This window comes from Lyngbya sp. CCAP 1446/10 (assembly GCF_026130175.1).
In the GTDB taxonomy this organism is placed as follows: domain Bacteria; phylum Cyanobacteriota; class Cyanobacteriia; order Cyanobacteriales; family Microcoleaceae; genus Microcoleus.
Window position 1 is genome coordinate 77,499 of record NZ_JAIGNI010000041.1, and the last position, 22,026, is coordinate 99,524.

The 22,026-nt window shown below is 45.6% G+C and carries 21 protein-coding genes; 15 read left to right on the forward strand and 6 right to left on the reverse strand.

From position 1 onward, the window contains the following. Nucleotides 1–81: 81 nt before the first annotated feature. Nucleotides 82–1,560 (forward strand): bifunctional orotidine-5'-phosphate decarboxylase/orotate phosphoribosyltransferase, encoded by a 1,479-nt coding sequence (locus K4039_RS17765; RefSeq protein ID WP_265237030.1) that lies wholly within the window; start codon nucleotides 82–84, stop codon nucleotides 1,558–1,560. A gap of 207 nt (nucleotides 1,561–1,767) precedes the next feature. On the opposite strand, the gene leuB is transcribed toward K4039_RS17765, so the two are convergent. Next, nucleotides 1,768–2,853 carry a 3-isopropylmalate dehydrogenase gene (gene leuB, locus K4039_RS17770; RefSeq protein WP_265237031.1) on the reverse strand — a complete coding sequence of 362 codons (1,086 nt, stop codon included), beginning with the start codon at nucleotides 2,851–2,853 and terminating at the stop codon, nucleotides 1,768–1,770. A 119-nt stretch (nucleotides 2,854–2,972) separates the two neighbouring features. Here leuB and K4039_RS17775 point away from each other — a divergent pair, with 119 nt between their 5' ends. The 7 genes from K4039_RS17775 (at nucleotide 2,973) to K4039_RS17805 (ending at nucleotide 12,106) form a co-directional block, all read left to right on the forward strand. Next, nucleotides 2,973–3,794: a Uma2 family endonuclease gene (locus K4039_RS17775; protein WP_265237033.1), complete on the forward strand. Its 822-nt coding sequence runs from the start codon at nucleotides 2,973–2,975 to the stop codon at nucleotides 3,792–3,794. A 236-nt stretch (nucleotides 3,795–4,030) separates the two neighbouring features. Next, on the forward strand, nucleotides 4,031–5,236 hold the full coding sequence (locus K4039_RS17780; protein WP_265237035.1) for a DUF4336 domain-containing protein: 1,206 nt from the start codon (nucleotides 4,031–4,033) through the stop codon (nucleotides 5,234–5,236). 347 nt (nucleotides 5,237–5,583) lie between these two features. After that, complete coding sequence (locus K4039_RS17785) at nucleotides 5,584–5,841, forward strand: hypothetical protein (RefSeq protein WP_265237037.1); 258 nt, start codon at nucleotides 5,584–5,586, stop codon at nucleotides 5,839–5,841. A gap of 116 nt (nucleotides 5,842–5,957) precedes the next feature. Continuing rightward, on the forward strand, nucleotides 5,958–8,297 hold the full coding sequence (locus K4039_RS17790) for a glycoside hydrolase family 31 protein (protein ID WP_265237039.1): 2,340 nt from the start codon (nucleotides 5,958–5,960) through the stop codon (nucleotides 8,295–8,297). A gap of 132 nt (nucleotides 8,298–8,429) precedes the next feature. Further along, nucleotides 8,430–9,578 (forward strand): AAA family ATPase, encoded by a 1,149-nt coding sequence (locus K4039_RS17795; RefSeq protein ID WP_265237040.1) that lies wholly within the window; start codon nucleotides 8,430–8,432, stop codon nucleotides 9,576–9,578. Beyond that, nucleotides 9,578–10,195, forward strand: a complete 618-nt coding sequence (locus K4039_RS17800) for a hypothetical protein (RefSeq protein ID WP_265237042.1) — start codon at nucleotides 9,578–9,580, stop codon at nucleotides 10,193–10,195. Before K4039_RS17795 ends, K4039_RS17800 begins: the two co-directional genes overlap by 1 nt. Before the next feature lie 45 nt (nucleotides 10,196–10,240). After that, entirely contained in the window at nucleotides 10,241–12,106 is a 1,866-nt protein-coding gene (locus K4039_RS17805; RefSeq protein WP_265237044.1) for an ABC transporter ATP-binding protein, read from the forward strand. A 40-nt stretch (nucleotides 12,107–12,146) separates the two neighbouring features. On the opposite strand, the gene K4039_RS17810 is transcribed toward K4039_RS17805, so the two are convergent. Then, entirely contained in the window at nucleotides 12,147–12,569 is a 423-nt protein-coding gene (locus K4039_RS17810) for a hypothetical protein (RefSeq protein ID WP_265237046.1), read from the reverse strand. A gap of 288 nt (nucleotides 12,570–12,857) precedes the next feature. On the opposite strand from K4039_RS17810, the gene gnd reads away from it, so the two are divergent. After that, nucleotides 12,858–14,312, forward strand: coding sequence for a decarboxylating NADP(+)-dependent phosphogluconate dehydrogenase (gnd, locus tag K4039_RS17815; protein ID WP_265237048.1), 1,455 nt, complete (start codon nucleotides 12,858–12,860; stop codon nucleotides 14,310–14,312). Between the two features lie 31 nt (nucleotides 14,313–14,343). Here gnd and K4039_RS17820 read toward each other — a convergent pair whose 3' ends face one another. Next, on the reverse strand, nucleotides 14,344–14,598 hold the full coding sequence (locus K4039_RS17820) for a hypothetical protein (protein ID WP_265237050.1): 255 nt from the start codon (nucleotides 14,596–14,598) through the stop codon (nucleotides 14,344–14,346). Nucleotides 14,599–15,107: 509 nt separating this feature from the next. Between K4039_RS17820 and K4039_RS17825 the strand changes: the two genes are divergently transcribed. Beyond that, nucleotides 15,108–15,602 (forward strand): restriction endonuclease, encoded by a 495-nt coding sequence (locus tag K4039_RS17825; RefSeq protein ID WP_265237052.1) that lies wholly within the window; start codon nucleotides 15,108–15,110, stop codon nucleotides 15,600–15,602. A gap of 256 nt (nucleotides 15,603–15,858) precedes the next feature. On the opposite strand, the gene K4039_RS17830 is transcribed toward K4039_RS17825, so the two are convergent. Continuing rightward, the gene (locus K4039_RS17830) at nucleotides 15,859–16,818 is read right to left on the reverse strand and encodes an NAD(P)-dependent oxidoreductase (RefSeq protein WP_265237054.1); all 960 of its coding nucleotides are present in this window, start codon (nucleotides 16,816–16,818) and stop codon (nucleotides 15,859–15,861) included. A gap of 145 nt (nucleotides 16,819–16,963) precedes the next feature. Here K4039_RS17830 and arfB point away from each other — a divergent pair, with 145 nt between their 5' ends. Continuing rightward, nucleotides 16,964–17,377 carry an alternative ribosome rescue aminoacyl-tRNA hydrolase ArfB gene (gene arfB / locus K4039_RS17835; RefSeq protein ID WP_265237056.1) on the forward strand — a complete coding sequence of 138 codons (414 nt, stop codon included), beginning with the start codon at nucleotides 16,964–16,966 and terminating at the stop codon, nucleotides 17,375–17,377. Between the two features lie 39 nt (nucleotides 17,378–17,416). Here arfB and K4039_RS17840 read toward each other — a convergent pair whose 3' ends face one another. Continuing rightward, nucleotides 17,417–17,686, reverse strand: coding sequence for a helix-turn-helix transcriptional regulator (locus tag K4039_RS17840; RefSeq protein WP_265237057.1), 270 nt, complete (start codon nucleotides 17,684–17,686; stop codon nucleotides 17,417–17,419). A gap of 364 nt (nucleotides 17,687–18,050) precedes the next feature. Here K4039_RS17840 and K4039_RS17845 point away from each other — a divergent pair, with 364 nt between their 5' ends. The 4 genes from K4039_RS17845 (at nucleotide 18,051) to K4039_RS29965 (ending at nucleotide 21,357) form a co-directional block, all read left to right on the forward strand. After that, nucleotides 18,051–19,049 carry a hypothetical protein gene (locus tag K4039_RS17845; RefSeq protein WP_265237058.1) on the forward strand — a complete coding sequence of 333 codons (999 nt, stop codon included), beginning with the start codon at nucleotides 18,051–18,053 and terminating at the stop codon, nucleotides 19,047–19,049. Next, nucleotides 18,991–19,218 (forward strand): hypothetical protein, encoded by a 228-nt coding sequence (locus K4039_RS17850; RefSeq protein WP_265237059.1) that lies wholly within the window; start codon nucleotides 18,991–18,993, stop codon nucleotides 19,216–19,218. Before K4039_RS17845 ends, K4039_RS17850 begins: the two co-directional genes overlap by 59 nt. Before the next feature lie 473 nt (nucleotides 19,219–19,691). After that, a complete protein-coding gene (locus tag K4039_RS17855) occupies nucleotides 19,692–20,921 on the forward strand; it encodes a transposase (RefSeq protein WP_265237060.1) in 1,230 nt (409 codons plus the stop codon). 172 nt (nucleotides 20,922–21,093) lie between these two features. Continuing rightward, nucleotides 21,094–21,357: a transposase gene (locus tag K4039_RS29965; RefSeq protein ID WP_375339812.1), complete on the forward strand. Its 264-nt coding sequence runs from the start codon at nucleotides 21,094–21,096 to the stop codon at nucleotides 21,355–21,357. Nucleotides 21,358–21,686: 329 nt separating this feature from the next. Here the strand turns inward: K4039_RS29965 and K4039_RS17860 are convergent, their stop codons facing one another. Further along, nucleotides 21,687–21,863: a hypothetical protein gene (locus tag K4039_RS17860; RefSeq protein WP_265237061.1), complete on the reverse strand. Its 177-nt coding sequence runs from the start codon at nucleotides 21,861–21,863 to the stop codon at nucleotides 21,687–21,689. Between the last annotated feature and the right edge of the window lie 163 nt (nucleotides 21,864–22,026).

A 22,026-nucleotide genomic window follows, 5' to 3' on the forward strand; every position in this document is an offset into this window, starting at 1 on the left:
CGGGGATCGGGTTTTTCCGGCACAACACCAATCCCACTTTCAGATGCAAATTTGTAATTTTCGTTACCTACCAAACCAACTATGAGCGATCGCACCAACTTTTTTGATAAACTGTTAGCGGCTGTTGAAGGTAATCAAAGTCTGCTTTATTTAGCCCTCGACCCCGACCCAGAAACCTTGCCCCCGCTGGTTTCGATGACGGCTGAGGAAACTCAAAGTTTTGTCACTGATTTGTTGAAAAGGCTCAAAAGTGCGATCGACCAAACAGCCGATTTAATTTGTGCCTGCAAAATCACCCTCGGTTTTTATCAATCTCTCGGCATTCCCGGCCTGGAATTGCTGCAACAAATTTTAACAATTATTCCTCCTCACATTCCAGTAATTTTAGATGCCAAACACTGCGATTTAAACACCAGTACAGTATTTGCCCAAACCGTATTTGAAGATTGGCAAGTTGACGCTGTGACTTTAAGTCCCTATGCCGGATTCGATCAAGTAGCGCCATTTTTATTATATCCCGGCAAAACAGTTTTTGTCCTGTGCGCCACTGCCAATCCCTCCGCCGCCATTTTCCAAGAATACCCAACACCAGAAAACCCTTTCTACTTGCAATTAGTCCGCATTTCTAAAACTTGGGGAACTCCTGAAAAAGTTGGTTTAGAAGTAGGAGTAATGCCGGATATGTTGGCCCGCATCCGCAAAACTGCTCCAGAACGGTTAATTTTAGTCGAAGGAGACATCGCCGAAGAAAATGATATCACAGAAGAAAACGACCTCACACAACTGCTGGCGGCCGGTTTAAGCAAGAATGGTGAAGGTTTATTGCTGCCAGTCCCCCCAAGTTTATTGGCGGGGAAAGATGCGCGCCAAGAAATTGAGAAATTACGGGATAATATCAATAAAGAGAGGCTGCGCGCGATCGCAGGAAGTCCCACTTGCGAATTGTGGTTGCCCGATGTTTGCTTTTTGCAACCGGAACCTAACCGCGATTTAATCTTGCAACTTTATGACATCGGCTGCGTAGTTTTTGGCGACCACGTACAAGCATCGGGCGCCGTATTTCCATATTACATCGACTTACGCAAAATCATTTCTATTCCGCAAATTTTCCATCAGATTGTCAGCGCTTATGCAGACATTCTCAAGGATTTAAAATTCGATCGCATTGCGGGAATTCCCTACGGTTCTTTACCCACAGCAACCGGTTTAGCATTGCGGATGGAACGCCCGATGATTTTCCCGCGCAAGGAAGTGAAAAATTACGGCGCGGGTAAGTTAATTGAGGGGCATTTTCAAGCTGGAGAAACTATTGTCGTAGTCGATGATATTTTGATTAGCGGTAAGAGTGTGATGGAAGGTGCGGGCAAGTTAAAATCTGCGGGATTGAATGTGGAAGATATTGTGGTTTTGATTGACCATGAACAGGGTGTCAAAGATAAATTACAAGCTAATGGTTATCGTGCACATTCTGTGCTAGCACTTTCGGAAATAGCTCAAATTTTGTATCAAGCAAATCGCATTGATAGCGAGCAATTTAATATGTTGACAGCGGAAGGTTAAACCCCAATTCCTGTAGGGGCGGGTTCATCGATATCTATGAAACCCACAAACAATCTCATAAACCCGCCCTTCTTCGCTGATTTACATCAACATTTTATCCAATTAATTAATGGTACATTTTTATTTTTGATGGGTGGGGGCGGGTTTACGAAATGATGGATTTTCGGCATATATGGTTGGTGAACCCGCCCCTACGAGCCAATTAGATCAACTTTGCAAAACTTCAATTAAAGCATCGCCCATCGCTCGACAACCGACCATTTTCATGCCTTCCGACATAATATCGCCAGTGCGATAACCTAGATCCAAAACTTCGATAACTGCTTGCTCAATTTTATCAGCAGCTTCTGGCTGATTTAAGCCGTAGCGCAGCATCATGGCGGCGCTTAAAACTTGGGCGATGGGATTAGCTTTATCTTGTCCGGCGATATCCGGTGCCGAACCGTGCACGGGCTCGAAAACTCCTGGCCCATTTGCTCCCAAACTAGCAGAAGGCAGCATTCCAATACTACCAGTTAGCATCGCCGCCGCATCGGAAAGAATGTCGCCGAATAAATTGCCGGTGACAATCGTATCGAACTGTTTCGGCCAGCGAATTAACTGCATGGCTGCGTTGTCAACGTAGAGGTGAGAAAGTTCAACATCAGGGTATTCTGAAGAAAGGGCAATTATGCGATCGCGCCACAGTTGCGAAACGTCCAAAACATTCGCCTTATCCACGGAACACAGCCTTTTCCCGCGCTTCCTGGCAGTCTCAAAAGCCACGCGCCCGATGCGGTCAATTTCAGAGTCGGTGTAAGCCATCGTGTTGACACCGCGCTTTTCGCCTGTTTCCGTCTCAAAAATACCTTTGGGTTTGCCGAAATAAATGCCGCCTGTGAGTTCACGGATTACCATAATATCCACGCCTTCGACAACTTCCCGTTTCAAACTAGAAGCATCAACTAATTGGGGTAAAATAGTCGCAGGACGCAAATTTGCGAACAATCCCAATCCGGCGCGCAGTCCTAATAATCCCGTTTCCGGGCGTTGTTCGCGGGGCAAATTGTCCCACTTGTAACCGCCGATGGCTGCTAATAATATGGCATCGCTGTTGCGGCATTTTTCCAGAGTTTCTTCTGGTAGCGGATTGCCTGTGGCATCAATAGCAGCGCCGCCCATTAAAGCTGTTTGAAATTCAAAGCCGATGTCCAATTGTGTGCCGACAAGTTTCAGGACATCTACCGCCACAGCGATAATTTCAGGGCCGATGCCGTCTCCTGGTAAAAGAGTGATGCGATAGTTTTGAGTCATATCGATTTAGAAGTTTTGATTTGAGATCTGAGATTGAGAGTTAATGAGAATTCTTTGGCAATGCAAGACATTCTCACAAGGCTATAATCATATCAGGATAAGCAACCTCAGAATTCATTATGACATTCCCGACTTACCCGCCTGCTCAAGCTGAACCGCCTCTCGACCCGCGGCAGAGTTTGCCAACAATGTATGATTTACCTAGCGAAGACCCAAAGGAGCCCGGTTTGCCTGATACATTTCATTTAGATCAGCCGCAACTCTTGGAATTCACGTTTTTGCCGCCTGGATGGGATGCCGAGCAAGTATTTACAGCCAGTGACTTAAATTTATATTACGATGCAACAGAGCCGCGCTGGCATAAACGCCCGGATTGGTTTGCTGCGGTGGGTGTGCCCAGGCTTTATCAAGGGCGCGATATGCGGTTGAGTTATGTAGTTTGGCAAGAACGGGTAAATCCGTTTGTGGTGGTGGAATTGCTATCGCCGGGAACTGAGGATGAAGATTTGGGGCGAACTGTTCAGCAAGCTGGGGAACCGCCGACTAAGTGGCAAGTTTATGAACAAATTTTGCGGATTCCTTACTATTTTGTGTTCAGTCGCTATACGGATGAATTGCGAGCTTTTCATCTTGTAGGTGGTCACTATGAACCTGCACAATTAATGGATGGACGCTTATTTATTCCTGAGTTGCAGTTGAGTTTAGGTTGGTGGCAAGGTACTTATAAGAGTATGAATCGTTTGTGGTTGCGGTGGTTTACGGCGGAAGGAAGGTTGATTTTGAGTCCGGGTGAAAGGGCGACGGCGGCGGAACGGCAACTGATAGAATATCAACAGCAACTGATAGCATCTCAACAGCAAGTTCTAGCATCTCAACAGCGAGAGGAAAGACTGGCGGCGCGGTTGCGGGAATTAGGTATCGATCCTGAACAGTTGGTTTGATAAGCTCGATCGCACTTTGACCTCAAAAACCCGGTTTATTCCCATATTTCTCGTTAATAAACCCAAAACTCGTAGAAACCGGGTTTCTCACCCCCATAGGTAATTCTTGCTTGAGTATTTCAAAAGCCCGTTAGCGAAGCCCTCGAAGAGGATCGCTAATCTGCGCCACAAGATTGAAATAAGATAACAAAAGTTCGATCGCACGCACGTACAAAAAATCGGCAAGGAGTCTCGGAGTGGCAGAGGGCGAAGGCACACCAACATCAGCACAGATTGACCATCGGGACTACTCATGGCCCTTTTGGCCGATCGTCCCAATCTATCCATACAGCAGGCGGCGCACCATCCGCAAGGAAATAGTCAAGGACACAATCTGGACTTTTGACCAACTACAAGGCATTTTCTACGTAATTGTGCCAATTCGGATGACAGTAATTAAACTAGAATCCCAAGGCCTTCTCGTCTACGCCCCCGTGGCACCGACTCCTGAGTGCATCCGCTTAGTAAACGAGTTAGTTGCAGAGCACGGCGAAGTTAAGTATATCTTGCTGACAACGGTTTCCGGCATCGAGCACAAGGTATTTGTCGGCCCCTTTGCGAGGTGTTTTCCCCAAGCCCAGGTGTTTGTCACTCCCAAGCAGTGGAGTTTTCCGCTGAATTTGCCGCTGAGTTGGCTGGGTTTACCGGCCAAACGCACGTCTGTACTGCCTTCTGACAGCAGCAACACAGCTCTTGCAGATCAATTTGACTGGGCAATCCTGGGCCCGATCGACCTCGGTTTAGGTTTCTTTGCGGAAGTTGCGTTATTTCACAGGCGATCGCGCACACTGATGTTAACAGATTGCGTCGTTTCCATTCCCGAAAACCCGCCCGCGATCGTCCAATTCGACTCGTACCCGCTGCTATTTCACGCCAAAGACTGCGCCTCCGACGTGGTGGCAGATACCCACGAAAATCGGTGCAAAGGATGGCAGAGAATCGCCTTATTTGCCATGTATTTTCGCCCCAGCGTGCTGGAAGTGCCGCCGTGGTCGGGGGTGTTGGCCAGCGCACTCAAAGCGCCAGAACGCTCTCGTAAAGCTTATTTCGGGTTGTATCCGTTCCAGTGGAAAACAGATTGGGTGCGATCGTTCGAGGCTTTGCGGGGTGGAGGGCGGTTGTTGGTAGCGCCGGTGTTGCAGACTTTGATTCTCAACCGCGCGCCACGGGAAACTCTCGATTGGGTGGATCAAGTCGCGAGTTGGGACTTTGACAGGATTGTACCTTGTCACTTCGATAGTGCGATCGACTGCAAGCCGCGCGAATTTCGGCAAGCATTCTCGTTTCTGGAAAAACACTCGCCTGTTAATGCTTTACCAGAAGACGATTTTAAATTGCTGAGGGAGATTGATGCTGGTTTGAATAAAACTGGTTTGGTTCCGCCTGCAAAAGAGCAGGTTTAATCTGAATTTTTGGATGATTCGGAATAAACTGTTATAACGCAGGCTTTCTTGCCTGTGCAACTAAAAAATCAGGTATTGTGGAATCAACCGGACAGCCCGTTCCGGCTAGAAGCCCACCGCAAAAATTAAACCCTTAACCATGACTTGAGGTTTCTTCAATTATTTCGTCGTCCATCGCAGCCAGGATTTACCATAAAGAATTGGTTTAAAGCCGGAACCCTGATCGGGGAGAAATTAAAATCAGACTATTCATTACTCCAATCCTCTTCCTTCTAGGTAGAGGTCGCCCTCAAGCTGTCAACTGTCAACTGTCAACTGTCAACTGTCAACTGTCAAACGATATCAAAGTGCGACACGCAGCGGACTTACAAAAATGCCTCCAGCAGCTAGAAACTGCCGCTAAAATCGAATCTTTCCCCCTAGCCGATCAAGATATTTCCGATAAGTTTCAAATTCCCCAAAAACTCTACGGGAGCGAAGCAGAAGTTGCGATCGCAGTTATGCCCCAGTTAGAAATGATTATTGATCGGCAACCGGACGTTCCCGAATTTGGTACTACCGAGGCGCAAAGCGGTCATAAGTATTTTCCTCATACAGGTTGTTAGTATCACAAGAAATCGAGCTGTTTGTGGCATTTGCCATTACCGCTTCTAACCTAAGAGAGAGCGGATTTTTACCTCTACACTGCCATCATAGTTAGAAAGCAAAACCTAAAACTACCATGCCGCAATACTTCGGAAAACTCCAAACCACAGAACAGCCTTGGTCAACGATCGACTCCGTACAATCGATCAATAAAATTGATGATCGCACAATTCACTTCAACTGCGGCGAAACTTCCCTAAATATCAGCATCCTCGCACCGAATTTAGTCCGAGTGCGAATGTCCCCGATGGGTGAATTCAAAAGCCGATCGCACTCAATAACTCTCCCTGACGAAGAGTGGGAAATTGTACCGTTTGAAGTGCGAGAAACCGACGAAAAAATCGAAATAGAAACAGCACAAATATTAATTTCTGTCAAGCTATCTCGCCCCTCAGTTGAATGCTTTGACAAATCGGGAAAACCCTTTGCTAGCGACTGCGATCGCGCGATGGGATGGCGCGCCGGTGCAACCGCAGGCTGGAAGCGCATCGAAGCAGACGAGCACTTCTACGGTTTCGGCCAACGCACCGGCTTTCTCGACAAACTCTCCGAAGTCAAGACAAACTGGACAACCGACGCCCTCGACTACAATTCGCAGACAGATGAAATGTACCAGGCGATCGCATTTTACATCGCCCTAAATCCCGATCGCGCTTACGGCCTGTTTTTCAACACCACATTCTGGAGTCAATTCGACATCGGCGCCGAACAACTGGGCGTTTTGCGGATGGAAACCAGAGGCCCGGAACTCGACTACTACATCATCTACGGCCCGGAACCCGCCCAAATTTTAGCCACCTACACGCAGTTAACCGGGCGGATGCCAATGCCGCCAAAATGGGCGTTAGGATACCACCAATGCCGCTGGAGCTACGAATCAGAGGACATTGTGCGGGAGTTAGCCAGGGAATTTCGCGATCGGGCGATTCCCTGCGATGTGATCCACCTCGACATCGACTATATGCGCGGCTACCGCGTTTTTACCTGGAGCCCTGAACGTTTTCCCGATCCCGCGAAACTGATCGCAGACTTGAAAGCAGCCGGTTTCAAGGTGGTGACGATTATCGATCCCGGTGTCAAGTACGAACCGGAAGCAAATTATGAAATATTCGATCGCGGTGTGGAAAACGACTATTTCGTCCGCACCGCCGAGGGAAAGCTTTTCCACGGTTACGTTTGGCCGGACAAATCGGTGTTTCCCGACTTCATGAAACCGGAGGTGCGCGAATGGTGGGGCGAGTTGCACCAAACCCTGACAGAGATTGGAGTTGCGGGGATTTGGAACGACATGAACGAACCTGCGATCGCCGAAAGGCCTTTTGGCGACGGCGGCGAACACATCTTTTTTCCCCTGGATGCGCCGCAGGGCCCGGAGTGCGATCGCGCGACTCACGCCGAAACGCATAATTTGTACGGTTTGATGATGGCGAAAGCTTGTGCGGATGGGTTGCGAAAAGTCCGATCCGGTGATCGATCTTTTGTGCTAACGCGATCGGGATTTGCGGGCGTACAGCGTTACTCTTCCGTGTGGATGGGCGACAATCAATCGCAGTGGGAGCACTTAGAAATGTCCTTACCGATGCTTTGCAATATGGGGCTTTCCGGCGTGGCGTTTGTGGGCTGCGACATCGGCGGTTTTGCGGGGAATGCAACCGCCGAAATGTTCGCGCGGTGGATGCAGGTGGGGATGCTGTATCCCTTTATGCGCGGTCATTCTGCCATGAGTACGGCGCAGCATGAACCGTGGGTTTTTGGCGATCGCACTGAGAAAATTTGTCGCGAATACATCAATTTACGCTATCAGTTGTTGCCCTACATTTACACCTTGTTTTGGGAAGCTGCGACTGCGGGTACGCCGATTTTACGACCGTTACTTTATCACTTTCCGCGCGATCGGGCAACTTATCACCTTTACGATCAAGTATTACTCGGCCCGTCGTTGATGGCTGCACCCGTTTACCGGCCTGGAGTTGAGCATCGCGCCGTATATTTGCCGGAGGGGACTTGGTTTGATTGGTGGACTGGCGAATGCTATCACGGCCCGACGCACATTTTGGCTGATGCACCTTTGGAGAGAATGCCGCTTTATGTGCGGGGCGGGGGGATAATTGCGTTAGCGCCCCTGCGTCAATTTGTGAGCGAAGAGGCGATCGATTCATTAAAAATGCGAATTTGGCCCGGAACTGGTGAATGGACGCTTTATGAGGACGACGGACACAGTTTTGAGCATGAACAAGGTGTCTGGGCTACGACTAATTATCAAGTGTATTTGGAAGGGGATAAAACCATTGTTGAAATTGCCGCGCGGGAGGGAGAATTTGCGATTTTAGAGCGCGAAGTTACGGTAGAAGTTGTTGGGATTGGGGAACAGCAATTTACCGATGATGGTAGGGTGCGGCGCTTGACATTTGGATAGTTTTCGCTCGCATGGTTTATGCTACAGTGGGATTTATTCAGGGCGATCGCTCGTTTTGGTAGGATTTGAGATGGAAAGGGCGATCGCATCATTAAAAATAGGCAAAATTGCGAGCGTGGAAATTCGATCGATATGATTATCTCCCATATAGCTCTGAAAAATTGGCGCAATTTTCAGTCAGTAAATGTTGATTTGCGCGATCGCGTTTTTCTGGTAGGCCCGAATGCTTGCGGTAAGTCAAACTTTCTCGATTCATTCCGCTTTTTGCGGGATCTCGCCAAAGCAGGAGGCGGATTGCAAAAAGCTGCGATCGATCGAGGTGGCGTTTCAAAAATTCGCAGTCTTTACGCACGTCGGTATCCAGATGTAGAAATAGCAATTCAGCTTTCAGAATCTAATTCCCAACACCCATTATGGAGGTATGAACTGGGAATTAAACAGAGAAAAGGTGGTAAAAATGAGCCGATTGTTGCCTACGAACGAGTTTGGAAAGGCGATAGACAAATTATCGATCGCCCTACTTCTGAAGATGACAGCGATGAGCTACGTCTCACCCAAACTTATTTAGAGCAAATTAATGCCAATGCAGAATTTAGAGAAATTGCTAAATTTTTAGATTCAATTTTATATTTACATTTAATTCCTCAGTTAGTGCGCCATCCCGAAGCTTATGCTATTCCCGGACTTGCGGAAGATCCTTTTGGGAGAACTTTTTTAGAGCGCGTTGTGAAAACTCCCGAAAAAACGCGAAGATCGCGATTAAAAAAAATTGAAAATGCTTTAAAATTGGCTGTCCCACAATTAAAAAATCTCACTGATACCAAAGATGAAATGGGAGTGCCTCATTTAGAAGCTGTTTACGAACATTGGCGGCCCGGAGCGGGAAAACAACGAGAAGATCAATTTTCAGACGGAACTTTACGATTAATTGGTTTGCTATGGTCGCTATTAGAAAGCGATTCATTATTGTTATTAGAAGAACCAGAACTTTCCTTGAATTCTGCAATTGTTAGCAATCTACCGTCTTTAATTTATCGCCTTCAGCGTCCGAGAAAGCGACAGGTTATTCTGAGTACCCATAGTGCAGATTTGCTCTCAGACAAAGGTATTGGAGGCGAAGAAGTGCTACTGATGACACCGACTTCTGAAGGAACTCAGGTAAAACTTGCTTCAAGTAACGAACAAATAAAACTGCTACTAGAAGGAGGTTTAAGCATAGCTGATGCTGCACTTCCTCTCACAGCACCACCCGCGATCGAACAACTCAGTTTATTCAAATAATGGAGATTCCAGATATTCCTATCAATCTAGTGTTTGAGGATGCACTCAGCGAAGCAGTTATTAAACAAATGCTCAAACAGTCTCAACGTCCATTTTCTGTGGGAAATTGCTTTAACCAGAGAGGATATGGCAAAATAAAAAAGAACCTTCCTGGATTAAATCATGCAGCCAAAGGAATGCCATACTTAGTATTAACAGATTTGGATAATGCAGAATGTCCGCTAGTAATTCTTTCCGAGTGGCTAACTCAACCAAAACATCCTAATCTGCTGTTTCGGATTGCGGTTAAAGAAGTGGAAGTATGGTTGCTGGCACATCGAGCAGCATTTGCCGAATTTCTGGGTATTTCAGTAGACTTGATTCCTGTTGACGCGGATCGAATTCCCGATCCCAAGCAACTTTTAATCAATCTGGCTAAAAAGTCAAAGAAGCGAAATCTGCGGGATGCCATCGTCCCCGATCGTAATAGTACCGCAAAAATTGGTAAAGACTACAACGGTCAACTCATCCAGTTTGTCAATCAAAATTGGCAAGCTGCATCAGCACAGACTAATTCTCCCAGTTTAAAACGAGCGATGAATGCGATCGTAAATTTTCAACCAACCTGGGAAACTTAAGCAGAAATAAATAGAACTTATGTCATCACAAACTACTATCGAACTATGCAACTTATCCAAATTACCACATTCCAAGCTTTGCGGCGCAGCCTGGGCCTGATAGTCAAAGCCGCACCAATTGAACTCCGCAACTTAATAATACTCAATATCATCCGCGGTGCTGCTCCATCTGGTGTCCTATTTTTAAATAAATTAATCATTGATGAAGTCTCTCGGTTGCTGTCGCAACCCAAAACAGCACAGCCCTTAACTTTGATGCTTGATCATCCAATATTGCTGTGGAGTGTTGCCGGAGTCTTAAGTCTCAAATTAATCGGCGATTCCATCGAAACCATGAGTTCCTTTACTATAACATCTTTGCGCGATCGCCTTCAAGGTGCAGTTGAAGGAAAAGTTCTCGAAAAAGTCGCCAATTTCGACGATATCGCCCTGTTTGAAAACCCGGAATTATTAAATATTGTAGAACTCGCAAAAACCGGAGTATCCCGAATACAGCAACTAGCATTCAGCATCAGCATGACAATCACGGGAATTTTTATTTTTATTCCATCTGTCAGCCTTGCTGCTGCTATAGCTTGGTGGGTGCCAGTGTTGATGTTAGTTTCATCACTTCCCTCAATTTACATCGAAAGAAAATATACCAGAATTATTTGGAGAGTTCAAAAAAAGCAAGCTAAAATTAGTCGCGAAATGAATTTGTCAGCTAGAGTATTAACTGGGGAAGAATACGCTAAAGAATTGCGTTTGTTTGGGTTGCAGGAACTTTGGCTAAAACGCTGGCAAAGTCAGTTCGTGCAGTTTTTTAGTGAAATGCAGGCAATCCGAAAAAAAGCATCAATTATTGTACTATTGTGGTCGATTTTTAGTAGAGTTGGAGTAGCTTTACCCTTTGTTTATGTAGTAATGGGAGCTTTGGGCGGGCGCTATACTTTGGGAGATTTAGCCCTATATTCGGGTTTGATTGTCCAAGTAGAAAACAGTTTAGAATTATTGATTAATAGTTACACTAACTTGTACGATATTAGCCTCGGTGTCAGTCCGATTTTTCAACTGTTGGATCTGAAGCCAGAATTGCAGTCTCCGCTGGTAAATGTAGCATCTCGCTTGCCAAATTTGCCGGATAGCAGCCAAGATGTTGAGGTGAGAAAAGATAAAATTGGCATCGAAATTAAGGATTTATCTTTTGGCTATCCTGGTAGCACTAAAAACACAGTTACAGATATCAACTTAACGATTAATCCTGGTGAAATGCTCGTGCTTGTGGGGGAAAATGGCGCGGGTAAAACGACTCTCGGCAAACTCCTCGGCCGCCTGTACGACCCGACAAGTGGTACGATCGCCTGGAACGGTCAAGATTTGCGATCGTACTCTCTAGCATACGTGCGATCGCGCATAGCCGTCGTTATGCAAGATTACGCCCGCTTCCCCTCGACAGTACGAGAAAACGTCGGTTTCGGCGACTTGCTTTCCCTGTCGGATGACATCGCAATTAATCAAGCAATTTCCGAATCAGGAATCGCAGCCAAAGTCAACAGTTTAGAGAAAGGTTTAGAAACACCGTTAGGGAAACAATTAGAAGACGGTATCGACTTATCGGGGGGACAGTGGCAAAGAATTGCGATCGCCCGCGCCCTCATGCGGCTTTCTACCGCCGAAGTCCTAATTTTTGACGAACCAACCGCCGCCCTCGATCCCAAGACAGAACACGAAATTTACAGCATATTCCGCCAAATCGCCGTCGGAAAAACCACGATTGTGATCAGCCACAGGTTGGGATTGGCCAAAATTGCCGATCGCATCGCGGTGATGGAAAATGGTAAAATAGCCGAAATCGGAACCCACAACGAATTGATCGCATCCAACGGAATTTACTGCTCCATGTTCACCCGTCAAGCTAGCAGCTATATTTAGTCATTTGACTAATGACTAATGACTGTTGACTAATGGCCAATTATCTCCCAGTCAGCGTATCCGCATAAGGATCAGGCAAAGCTTGCTGCACCTCCAACACCGACAGAGAATCTCCACTTACAGGTTGGCTAATTAACTTTTTTTTTAGCGCATCTCCCCGCATATCACGCTCTTGCAACTTCACCAATTCCTCCTGATACACAGCAACAATTCGCCCCAAACTCACCACCAAATCATCCCAATTTTCATCTCCCACCAACTTCTCAGAAATTCCCTCAAATAACTCTCCCGCCTGCCTTTTTTGAACATAAGCCTTCAAAAGCTTTCCCGACTTTTGCAAAACCGCCTGATAAATGTCCCCATCCGACCACCACAGCCCCTGTTGACTCAGCAGCCAAGTTAAAATATACTCGCGAGCGTGTTGCTCCTTCACCCAGGCCGCAAGATACTGTAAATCTTCCATAATTACAACAGTCTCCTAAATTTTCCTCAAAATGTCCGTGTTTGTATCTATCGTTACTGCGATCGGCATAATACCTGCCTTATCATCACCTGTCCTTGTCATTAATATCTCTTAAATCTTAAAAAAACCCTACTGATTTAGCAAACATCAATTTTTTGAATATAAAAGTACACTTAAACCGACATCTTGCATCAAGCTCGGTTAACAAGCTTTCGGGCCTGTTCCACAAAGAGTAAATTCTTTCTCAGGTTGACAAGGCTCTGAGTTTCCCACTTACCCAGTATTTTTATGACAAAGCAAAATTTTGGTTTAATCGGTCTAGCCGTAATGGGCGAAAACCTAGCCCTCAACGTCGAAAGCAGAGGCTTCTCCGTGGCTGTGTACAACCGCACAACAGCTAAAACCGACGAATTCATGGCCAAACGCGCCCCCGGCAAAAACATTGTCGCCGCCAAGACTCTGACAGAATTTGTCGATATCCTAGAAACCCCGCGCCGCATCTTAGTCATGGTGCAAGCTGGCAAACCCGTAGATGCAGTCATCGACCAGCTCAAACCCATGCTGTCACCGGGCGACATGATTATTGACGGCGGCAACTCGCTCTACGACGACACCGAACGCCGCACCAAAGATTTAGAATCGATGGGACTGGGATTTGTTGGCATGGGCATCAGCGGCGGCGAAGAAGGCGCGCTCAACGGTGCTAGCCTCATGCCCGGTGGCACCCACGCTGCTTATGGCATCCTAGAGCCAATTCTCGTCAAAATTGCGGCTCAAGTAGATGACGGCCCCTGCGTCACTTTCATCGGCCCTGGTGGCGCGGGTCACTACGTGAAGATGGTTCACAACGGCATTGAGTACGGGGATATGCAATTAATTGCTGAAGCCTACGATTTGCTGAAAAACGTGGCGGGACTCAGCGGCCAGGAGTTGCAGGAAGTTTTTGCCGAATGGAATACCACCGACGAACTCAACTCGTTTTTGATTGAAATTACCGCTAACATTTTCAAGTACATTGACCCGGAAACTAAGCAACCCTTAGTTGAGGTAATTATGGACGCAGCGGGTCAAAAAGGCACCGGCCGCTGGACTGTAATGAGTGCTTTGGAATTGGGCGTGAGCATTCCCACAATTATCGCTGCGGTGAATGCCAGAATCATGTCTTCTTACAAAGCAGAGCGCGTCAATGCTTCCCACCAACTGACAGGGCCTAGCACCAAGTACGAAGGCGATCCTAAAGAGTTTGTCAACAAAGTTCGCGATGCACTTTACTGCTCGAAGATTTGCTCCTACGCACAAGGCATGGCGCTGTTGAGCGCGGCTTCTAAGTCGTACAATTATGACTTGAGTTTGAGCGAAATTTCCCGAATTTGGAAAGGCGGCTGTATCATTCGCGCTCGGTTTTTGGACAAGATTAAAACAGCTTTCAAGGACGATCCCGCCCTGCCGAATTTGCTGTTAGCGCCGGAGTTCAAACAGAGCATTCTCGATCGCCAAACAGCTTGGCGCGAGGTTTTGTCTACGGCTAGCCTGCTGGGGATTGCTGTACCGGCCTTCAGCGCGTCGCTGGACTACTTCGACAGCTATCGGCGCGAAAGATTGCCGCAAAACCTGACGCAAGCTCAGCGCGATTATTTCGGGGCTCACACTTACGAGCGCACCGACAAGCCGCGCGGCGAATTTTTCCACTCTGAGTGGACGCAGGCTGCTCAAGAGTCGCTGCAAACCGGTAATACCGACTAATTGGATGTAGGGTGCGTTTCGGCGCACCTTACTAATTAATTTGGGGTTGCAAATTGTTTTGACGTTTGTTTTCGAGATAGCTTTTAATATATTCGTCGTTAAAGAGCGATCTGGCGATCGTCAGTGCTTCTTGTCTTTCTTCGTCTGTCATGTAATCATCGCCTTTTATACCTGATGGCGGGTGTCGAGGATCGCCGCCTGCATCGAGGAATCGCTGACGTGCGATCGCCATTAATTCTCCTAATCTCCGGTCTTGTTCTCTTCTGATATCATGCGGTTTCGTCATAGTCTTCAACCTCGTCTATACGAACAATCTCGCCATTTTGTAGTATAGCAGCTCTTGGTAAAACTCGACTAGGGGTTTCGATGTACCAAAAGCCCTTTTCTTCATCATATATTCTCCATCTCAACAAGTCGAGAGTTTCTAGGGCATTGATAATTAAGTATTGAACTCCTGATGATGGCATAGGTCGATGTGTAGTTGAGCCTGTTGCCTATTGTATCACCCATTGCTGACAGAATTTTCAGTTATCATGGATTGTATCCCTCCACCTATTACCTATTTTCATAAATTCATGGTTTGCGTACATTATAGCCTTTCTCGTTTTAGTGAGGTACAAATCTTACCTAAAAAGCTTGACTATGTAAGGGTTGCAGCATACCTCGGCATACCTCATCTTTCTGAGAAACGCTATATCAGTAATTAAAATCACAATGCGCTTGTGATATTTGTAGACAACTATACTGAGGATATCTGGTACTATAATAAATAGTCCTTTAAAAAAAAGTAATTTTATGTGGCCTTTTATAGTAGGAGCCGCTGCCGTTGTCGGTGCTATTGCGAAATCGGTATTTGATACATTGAAAGAAGAAGAGGAAAATAAACGTCGAGAAGAAGAGGAAAACAAACGTTTATTAGACAGTGGTATTCTGGAAGTGGATGAAATGACAGGAAAAGAGTTTGAAAAATTTCTAGATGTCCATTTTAGAAACTTTGGTTATGGTGTTACTTTAACTCAAGATAGTCAAGATTATGGGGCTGATTTAATTTTATACAAAGATGGATCAAAAACTGTGGTTCAAGCGAAAAGAAGCAAAAATCCAGTTGGTATTAAAGCTGTTCAAGAAGTAGCAGGAGCCGTCAGACATTACAAAGGAAATAAAGGCAGAGTCATCACCAACAACAGATTTACAGAAAACGCTTACAACCTGGCTGAATCTAACGACATAGAGTTATGGGATAGAAAAAAACTAATCGAATTCATCCTGACATCTAAACATTGTAACTAATTTATATACCAGGATATGCAATGGCTACATCGGTTGTTTGTATGCCAGCTCATAGGGTGCGTCAGGCGAAACGATCGGTAAAGTGAGAAAACATTCAGCCCGCTGGGCACCCTACAATAACTAAAAGTTAGTCAACTGTGAAAAACAGATACTGCGATTGCTTCGTTCCTCGCAATGACACAAAAAAGCGCTAACCGAAGCATATTGACATATAGAAGTTCTGCATCGCGAACTAATTGCCTGAAATCCCAACAATTCAACTAGCACTCGCTCCCCACGTATCAACTGTTTGCTGTAAACCTTCTTGGTAGCTAACATAGCGCGGACTCCACCCAAACTGCTGGCGGAATGAATCGCTATTGACAGTAGTAGTAAGCTTTAACAAATCGACTTGTTGAGGGGTGACAACTAACACCAGTGCTAGCGGTGTCAGCCACATGGGAATGTGCGCGGGGCGTTTTCTACCCAGCGTGAAGGCGAATCGATCGATAAAATCAGCAAAAGACACCGGCACACCATCGACAACATTAAAAATTGCACCCTTCGGTTCCTGTTCAACTACCAATACCAACGCCGCCGCCGCATCCTCAAAGTGCAGCCAGTTTCCCAAATTGCTCTCTGGCCCGGCAAAATAGGGACGACCCAGTTTAAAGGATTTAATATACAGTTTTAGGTCTTCCGATTCAGGCCCGTACAGGTATCCCAGCCGCAATACACAATTGGGAACCTGACTGTTTGTTACCTGGTTTTCGGTGGCGATCGCCATTTTGAAAATTGCGTCATCACCAGGTACACTCAGCGGTGTGCTTTCCGTCGCATCTCTCGTGTTGCCGTACAGAAAAGTGTAGCTAGTGTGAATTAGCAACTTAATATTTGTGTCTTTTACCGCTGTCAGCAGTGCACCAGTTGTTGTAGAAAGCGTTTTATCAAATCCTTTCCAATCTTGTCCGTCGCTGAGCAGGGTATTTGCCTTTTGCGGGGTGAGGTTAACAACCACATCTGCATTTGCCGCCAGAATCGCATCCCTAAGTTCCACAGCATTGGAATGGTCAGTTTCTACCGCGATTCCACCGTGGGAATGCACCGCTGCTGCGCCATCTTTTTCCTCTGTCAATCCCGTTACTTTGTGTCCCTGCGCTACAAACCGCCGGACGGTTACTTGTCCGAGTTCAGAATCGGCGCTGGTAATGACTATGCTCAGCTTTGTGTCTGCCATCTGTTTTGATAACCTGTCTTCTCTGCTTCTCCATACTTACTGGTTTGCCCCCTCAGCAGCGACTATCTATTGGTAGAAAAAGTAGTTATTCTAGAGATCAGTTACCAAAATTTTCTCTACAGCTTGCTCGATCGCCCGCCCAATCATGCTAGAAATTTCCAACACAGTCTTTATTCCCGATCGCGAAATCGAGATTAGCGCCATTCGCTCCCAAGGTGCGGGCGGGCAAAATGTCAATAAGGTAGCAACGGCTATTCACCTGCGCTTTGACATCGGCGCTTCCTCATTGCCCGATCGCTACAAACAGCGTTTATTGCAAATCAGTGACCAACGCATCACCTCCGAAGGCGTGATTGTGATTAAGTCTCAGGAGCACCGCAGCCAGGAACAAAACCGGGAGGAGGCTTTGAGACGGCTGCAAGAGTTGATTAAAAATGCGATCGTCATCCCGAAAAGGCGCAAACCGAGCAAAGCGACTCGTAGTTCCCAGCGCAAGCGTCTCGACAGCAAAACCAAGCGGGGGCAGATTAAGGCTCTGAGAGGGAAAATTACAGATTGAGCGTTGAAAGGTCGATCGACCTTTTGGACTTTTTAGTTATCACTCAGGATTTGGTGGCCCTAAATCGTTGGGTAAATCGTTAAGCGTTTTTCCGAGAGCTTTGCAAAGGGCTTTCATTTGAGCAATTGTCAGTTCGGGTTCGTCTAATCCTCGCTCCCAGTTACTGATTGCTTGTTGACTTAGGGTTTTTGCGCCCGTTTTGTCGGGAATTTGTTTTGCTAAGGCCGATTGCGATAAACCAACAGCCTCCCGCAAGATTTGCAGTGCTGGTATATCTTTGGACTCTTGAGTTTGTTTATTTCTGGGCATATCACGGAAAATTTACAAGCAAACTTGTTGACAGACCAGAAAGTTACAAGTATGATTGTGTAAGTAGAGACAACAGAAAGGCGGCTCATTTAGCCGGACGGTGGAAACGCTTTGGTTTATAGCGAGCTGCCTTATTTGTAGTTTCTATTAATTGTGCACCTGCATACCCTTAGTATTTTCGGGGCTTGAGTGCATACCTCAAGCTCCTTTCCCTCAACGCGCCCGGAGGTGATGCGATGTAAAAGGTCGATCGACCTACAGCACAACCCAACTCAAAATTGTATCAAAGAACCCGACCAAAAATTCCACTTTGCGATCGCCCAACTTCCGTGCTATCGTTCCCTTTCTCCACCCATTCCCGATCGTGACCACATCTACCGAAAATTTCTACCTAGGCGATATCGCCTCCAACTTTCACTTTGCAGGCCCGCTGCTAGACTTTGAAGAAGAAATCCAGAATCAATCTCCCTTTCACGATTTAGACTACCTCACAGGCGAAATAAAAAGGGGATTCCTCGACTACGTGCGGCAAGGAATCATGCTGGACGCGATCCGAAAACTGCGATTGTATAAAGACAAGTTCAAAACTTTCAAAAGTTACTGCGAACAAGCATTAGGCAGACAGTATTTTTACTGCACCCAAATTATCAAATCTGCTGCCATTTGCCTGCGCTTAATTAAAGCCGGATTTGAGATTTTGCCAAGCTGCGTTGCTCAAGTTGTCCCCTTGTTCAAACACGCAGTAACCGACCAATACGGCGACTGCGCTTTACAGGAAAAGTGGCAAGAAGTTGTGGATGTCATACCAAAAGAAAGGATTACCGCAGTAACTATAGCCGAAACTGTTGACAATAATCCCAACCTCCGGCTTAAACAAATTCGGATCAAAACCGACACCTACGCCCTTTTAACAAAAAAAGCAGCGGCTGCGGGAATGTCAATTTCGGAATTTCTGGGGAGGCTGGTTGACGAATACAACCCCAAAAATTTGGAGCAGCCGGCGGAACATACTCCCGAACAAGAGGAGATTTTAGACCAACTGGACGCGGAGTTTAAGAAGCCCGCAGCGGAACAGTCTTCAATTTCTGCTCAAGGTAAAGTTAAATCTAAAGGTTTTGGAGTGAAAATTGAGCCTAAAGGTGGTACAAGGGAAGTGAAGGCGAAAAGTTCGGAAGGTAAAGTAAAAGCGAAAAGCTCAGAAAGTGAAATTAAGCTGAAAAATAAGCAAACTGAAATCCCAGCCGAGAAACTATCCAATTTATTTAAGGAAAAAAATCATGAAGTCATCTGCCCAAAATCCAATCATGCGTCAACTGAAACTCATGGAGGCTCAATTGAGCGAGATTCATTGCCAACTGATTAAAGCCACTGTTTTGAATTGGTGGCAAATCGTTTTGCCGGATGGACAGAAGATTGCGATCGAGCACGCGGGCAGCGGACACTGGATTTTTCGGGCTAATGGGCTTGAGAAAGCTCATCCTGAAGTGCGGCTAGCGGTGTTAAGGGCGATCGCTGAAGGCTGTCGCCGATAGGTTACGATTAAGGACACGGCGTGGTGTCGTGTCCCTACTGGGCGATCGGATTTGGTATTTGGGGATGTTGGGGCGATACCTTCGGTCTGCTTCGCTTACGACATTAGCTAAGCAGACGGGAATCCCCACACTATAATCGCTTCGACAAGCGTGTGGGATGAAAGACGCGGTGAGACTCCTGATTCCACCCGTCAACCAATTCAAAACTATGTTTTGAGCGGTGGGCGGGTGGATGACGAGACGAACAAATTATTTTAGACGAACAAATTATTTTATTCGACTTTTTTCAATACACCTTTTTAACCATTTCTGTAGCCAGTTGAGATTGGGTAATAAAAGTTAATACTTAATAATAGAAGTCTCTCTGAGTGTGCAAATAAAATATTTATTTACGTACTTGACATAAAGTAACGCATTCAACTATATTAATACTAATTGATAAGTCGCGACTGAAATTACACATTCACCGCTTAATGAAAACTTCTTACCAGTATCGATTACGTCCAACAAAGTTGCAAGCCACTGAGATTGACAGATGGTTGTCAATGTTATGTGCACAGTACAATTATTTGTTGGCAGATCGATTTAACTGGTACGAAGAAAACCGTTCGCCTGTTAATGCGTGTCCGCTAATTTGCTATTTACCTGAACTGCGAGATAATCCCGATTATTATAGTCAAAAAAAGACGTTACCTCAACTCAAAAAAACTCATCCTTGGTATGCCGATATTTATTCTCAAGTCCTTCAAGATGTAGTCAAGCGAGTTAAGGTAACGTTCGATCGTTTTTTAAAAGGTGATACAAATGGAAAGCGTAGTGGTAGACCAAGATTTAAACAACGCAGTCGTTACCGCACGTTCACCTATCCTCAAATTAAAGACGGCTGCTTACAAAATAACTTAATTAACTTGCGGATGTTCGGAAAAGTTAAGGTTATTTTGCACCGTTCAATACCTGATGGATTCAAAATCAAAACCGTCTCTATTACCAAAAAAGCTGACGGTTACTATGTCACTCTCAGTTTAGAAGATTCAACAGTCCCGGATATTAAACCAGACTTCAATCCTCAAAAGATTGTGGGAATTGATGTTGGGCTGAAGGATTTTTTAACAACATCAGAAAACGAGACTGTGGCAATTCCTCAACATTACCGCAAAGCTCAAAAGCGCCTGCGAATTATTCAAAAGCGAGTCTCTCGACGTAAAAAAGGCAGTAACCGCAGGCAAAAAGCGGTGAAACAACTGGGAAAATGTCACAAAAAAGTAGCGGACAAGCGTAAAGACTTTCATTTTAAAACTGCTAACAATCTCTTGAAAAAATATGACGTTGTTGCAGTTGAAGACTTGAATGTTAAAGGACTTGCTCGTACAAAATTAGCTAAATCTGTGTTGGACGCTGGGTGGTCAAGCTTTCTGTCGATTCTAACAAACAAAGCCGTAAATGCTGGTCTGTTGGTAATCCCAGTAAGTGCCTATAATACTTCACAAGATTGTTCTGGTTGTGGTGAAAAAGTACCGAAAAAGCTGCATGAAAGATGGCATAACTGCCTACATTGTGGATGTAGTCTTGACCGCGATCACAATGCTGCGATAAATATAAAAAATAGGGCGGTGGGTCATCCCGCTCTTAAAGCTCAGTCAATGTCCGAAGCAATAGCTGGAGTCGCCCAGAAGCCTACACCATACTGTACTCAGTTGGTGTAGGAGTATGTCACTATCAGGATTGGTTAAAAGTGCGATCGGAATGTCCCAAGTGTGGGGCGAAGTTTAAGATTCCGGCGTTTTAGAAAGATAATTCGTTATTACTGCTTATAGAGCCCGTTTGACATCTTTTACGTGGTTGTGATAACCGCAAAAGCATTATCCAGCAGCAGCCATGCCTTATTGTAACAGTCTAACGGATTCAGAATGGGAAATAATTGAACCCATACTACATGACATATTGCCCAGGAAGAAGTTAACTAGACCTTGTAACTGGACAAAAAGAGAAATCTTAGATGGAATTTTCTATCAACTAAAGAATGGCTGCAATTGGCAAGACCTACCCAAAGATTTGCCCCCCCTATTCCACTGTATATTGGCATTACAAGCAGTGGCGAACACAGGGAGTGATAGAAGAGCTGATGAGGCTATTACATAGTCAAGTACGTGAGCAGGTAAAAAACAAGCCAAATGGACTACATTAATGATTATAGACTCACAAGCCGTAAAAAATACCTGTAACGCTAGTATTGAGTCGAAAGGGTTTTGTTTCTACAAATCTACAAATCGTATTAAAAGACACCTAGCCGTTGATACGCTTGGATTTATTTTTTACTCACTGCACAAAAGCTAGTGTATCAGATGATGTCGGCTTGATTGAAATGTTGAGTCTAAATATCGATTATTTTAAGTCTAAACCTCTAAATATTCCCCAAATTACGATACTACTAGACAAGCGATCGGCATATTAGGCTTGTAAAAAAGAACTTAATCAGCACGCTTATTCTTGGCGCGTGTGTGCAGTTTTCCGCGAACAATGATGCGTCCATTTGTGATGGAAAATTCCTCTCGGACTTGCGTTTCGATATCCCATCCCGCACCTTCTAAGGCAGGAGTAATGTATTTAGTGCAAATGTCGCGTTCAGAGAGTTGCTTTTTATCCATGCTTCAGTATTCTTTCAGCCCCTCTATCTTCAATCTCTGTAGTTTAGACTAACTAAAGATGAGAACGGTGGCAAAAGAAGAACTAGAGCCACCGCGCCGGGAGAGAATGAGGGTGAAAAATAAAACCTATCCACTCCCTAAATGAACAGTGAACGATTAAGGA

What these genes read in the sequence shown, in the direction of transcription:
- K4039_RS17765 (WP_265237030.1), top strand. Translation starts at nt 82, where the DNA reads ATGAGCGATCGCACCAACTTTTTTGATAAACTGTTAGCGGCTGTTGAA.
- leuB (WP_265237031.1), bottom strand. Translation starts at nt 2,853, where the DNA reads ATGACTCAAAACTATCGCATCACTCTTTTACCAGGAGACGGCATCGGC.
- K4039_RS17775 (WP_265237033.1), top strand. Translation starts at nt 2,973, where the DNA reads ATGACATTCCCGACTTACCCGCCTGCTCAAGCTGAACCGCCTCTCGAC.
- K4039_RS17790 (WP_265237039.1), top strand. Translation starts at nt 5,958, where the DNA reads ATGCCGCAATACTTCGGAAAACTCCAAACCACAGAACAGCCTTGGTCA.
- K4039_RS17795 (WP_265237040.1), top strand. Translation starts at nt 8,430, where the DNA reads ATGATTATCTCCCATATAGCTCTGAAAAATTGGCGCAATTTTCAGTCA.
- K4039_RS17800 (WP_265237042.1), top strand. Translation starts at nt 9,578, where the DNA reads ATGGAGATTCCAGATATTCCTATCAATCTAGTGTTTGAGGATGCACTC.
- K4039_RS17805 (WP_265237044.1), top strand. Translation starts at nt 10,241, where the DNA reads ATGCAACTTATCCAAATTACCACATTCCAAGCTTTGCGGCGCAGCCTG.
- K4039_RS17810 (WP_265237046.1), bottom strand. Translation starts at nt 12,569, where the DNA reads ATGGAAGATTTACAGTATCTTGCGGCCTGGGTGAAGGAGCAACACGCT.
- gnd (WP_265237048.1), top strand. Translation starts at nt 12,858, where the DNA reads ATGACAAAGCAAAATTTTGGTTTAATCGGTCTAGCCGTAATGGGCGAA.
- K4039_RS17820 (WP_265237050.1), bottom strand. Translation starts at nt 14,598, where the DNA reads ATGACGAAACCGCATGATATCAGAAGAGAACAAGACCGGAGATTAGGA.
- K4039_RS17825 (WP_265237052.1), top strand. Translation starts at nt 15,108, where the DNA reads ATGTGGCCTTTTATAGTAGGAGCCGCTGCCGTTGTCGGTGCTATTGCG.
- K4039_RS17830 (WP_265237054.1), bottom strand. Translation starts at nt 16,818, where the DNA reads ATGGCAGACACAAAGCTGAGCATAGTCATTACCAGCGCCGATTCTGAA.
- arfB (WP_265237056.1), top strand. Translation starts at nt 16,964, where the DNA reads ATGCTAGAAATTTCCAACACAGTCTTTATTCCCGATCGCGAAATCGAG.
- K4039_RS17840 (WP_265237057.1), bottom strand. Translation starts at nt 17,686, where the DNA reads ATGCCCAGAAATAAACAAACTCAAGAGTCCAAAGATATACCAGCACTG.
- K4039_RS17850 (WP_265237059.1), top strand. Translation starts at nt 18,991, where the DNA reads ATGCGTCAACTGAAACTCATGGAGGCTCAATTGAGCGAGATTCATTGC.
- K4039_RS17855 (WP_265237060.1), top strand. Translation starts at nt 19,692, where the DNA reads ATGAAAACTTCTTACCAGTATCGATTACGTCCAACAAAGTTGCAAGCC.
- K4039_RS29965 (WP_375339812.1), top strand. Translation starts at nt 21,094, where the DNA reads ATGCCTTATTGTAACAGTCTAACGGATTCAGAATGGGAAATAATTGAA.
- K4039_RS17860 (WP_265237061.1), bottom strand. Translation starts at nt 21,863, where the DNA reads ATGGATAAAAAGCAACTCTCTGAACGCGACATTTGCACTAAATACATT.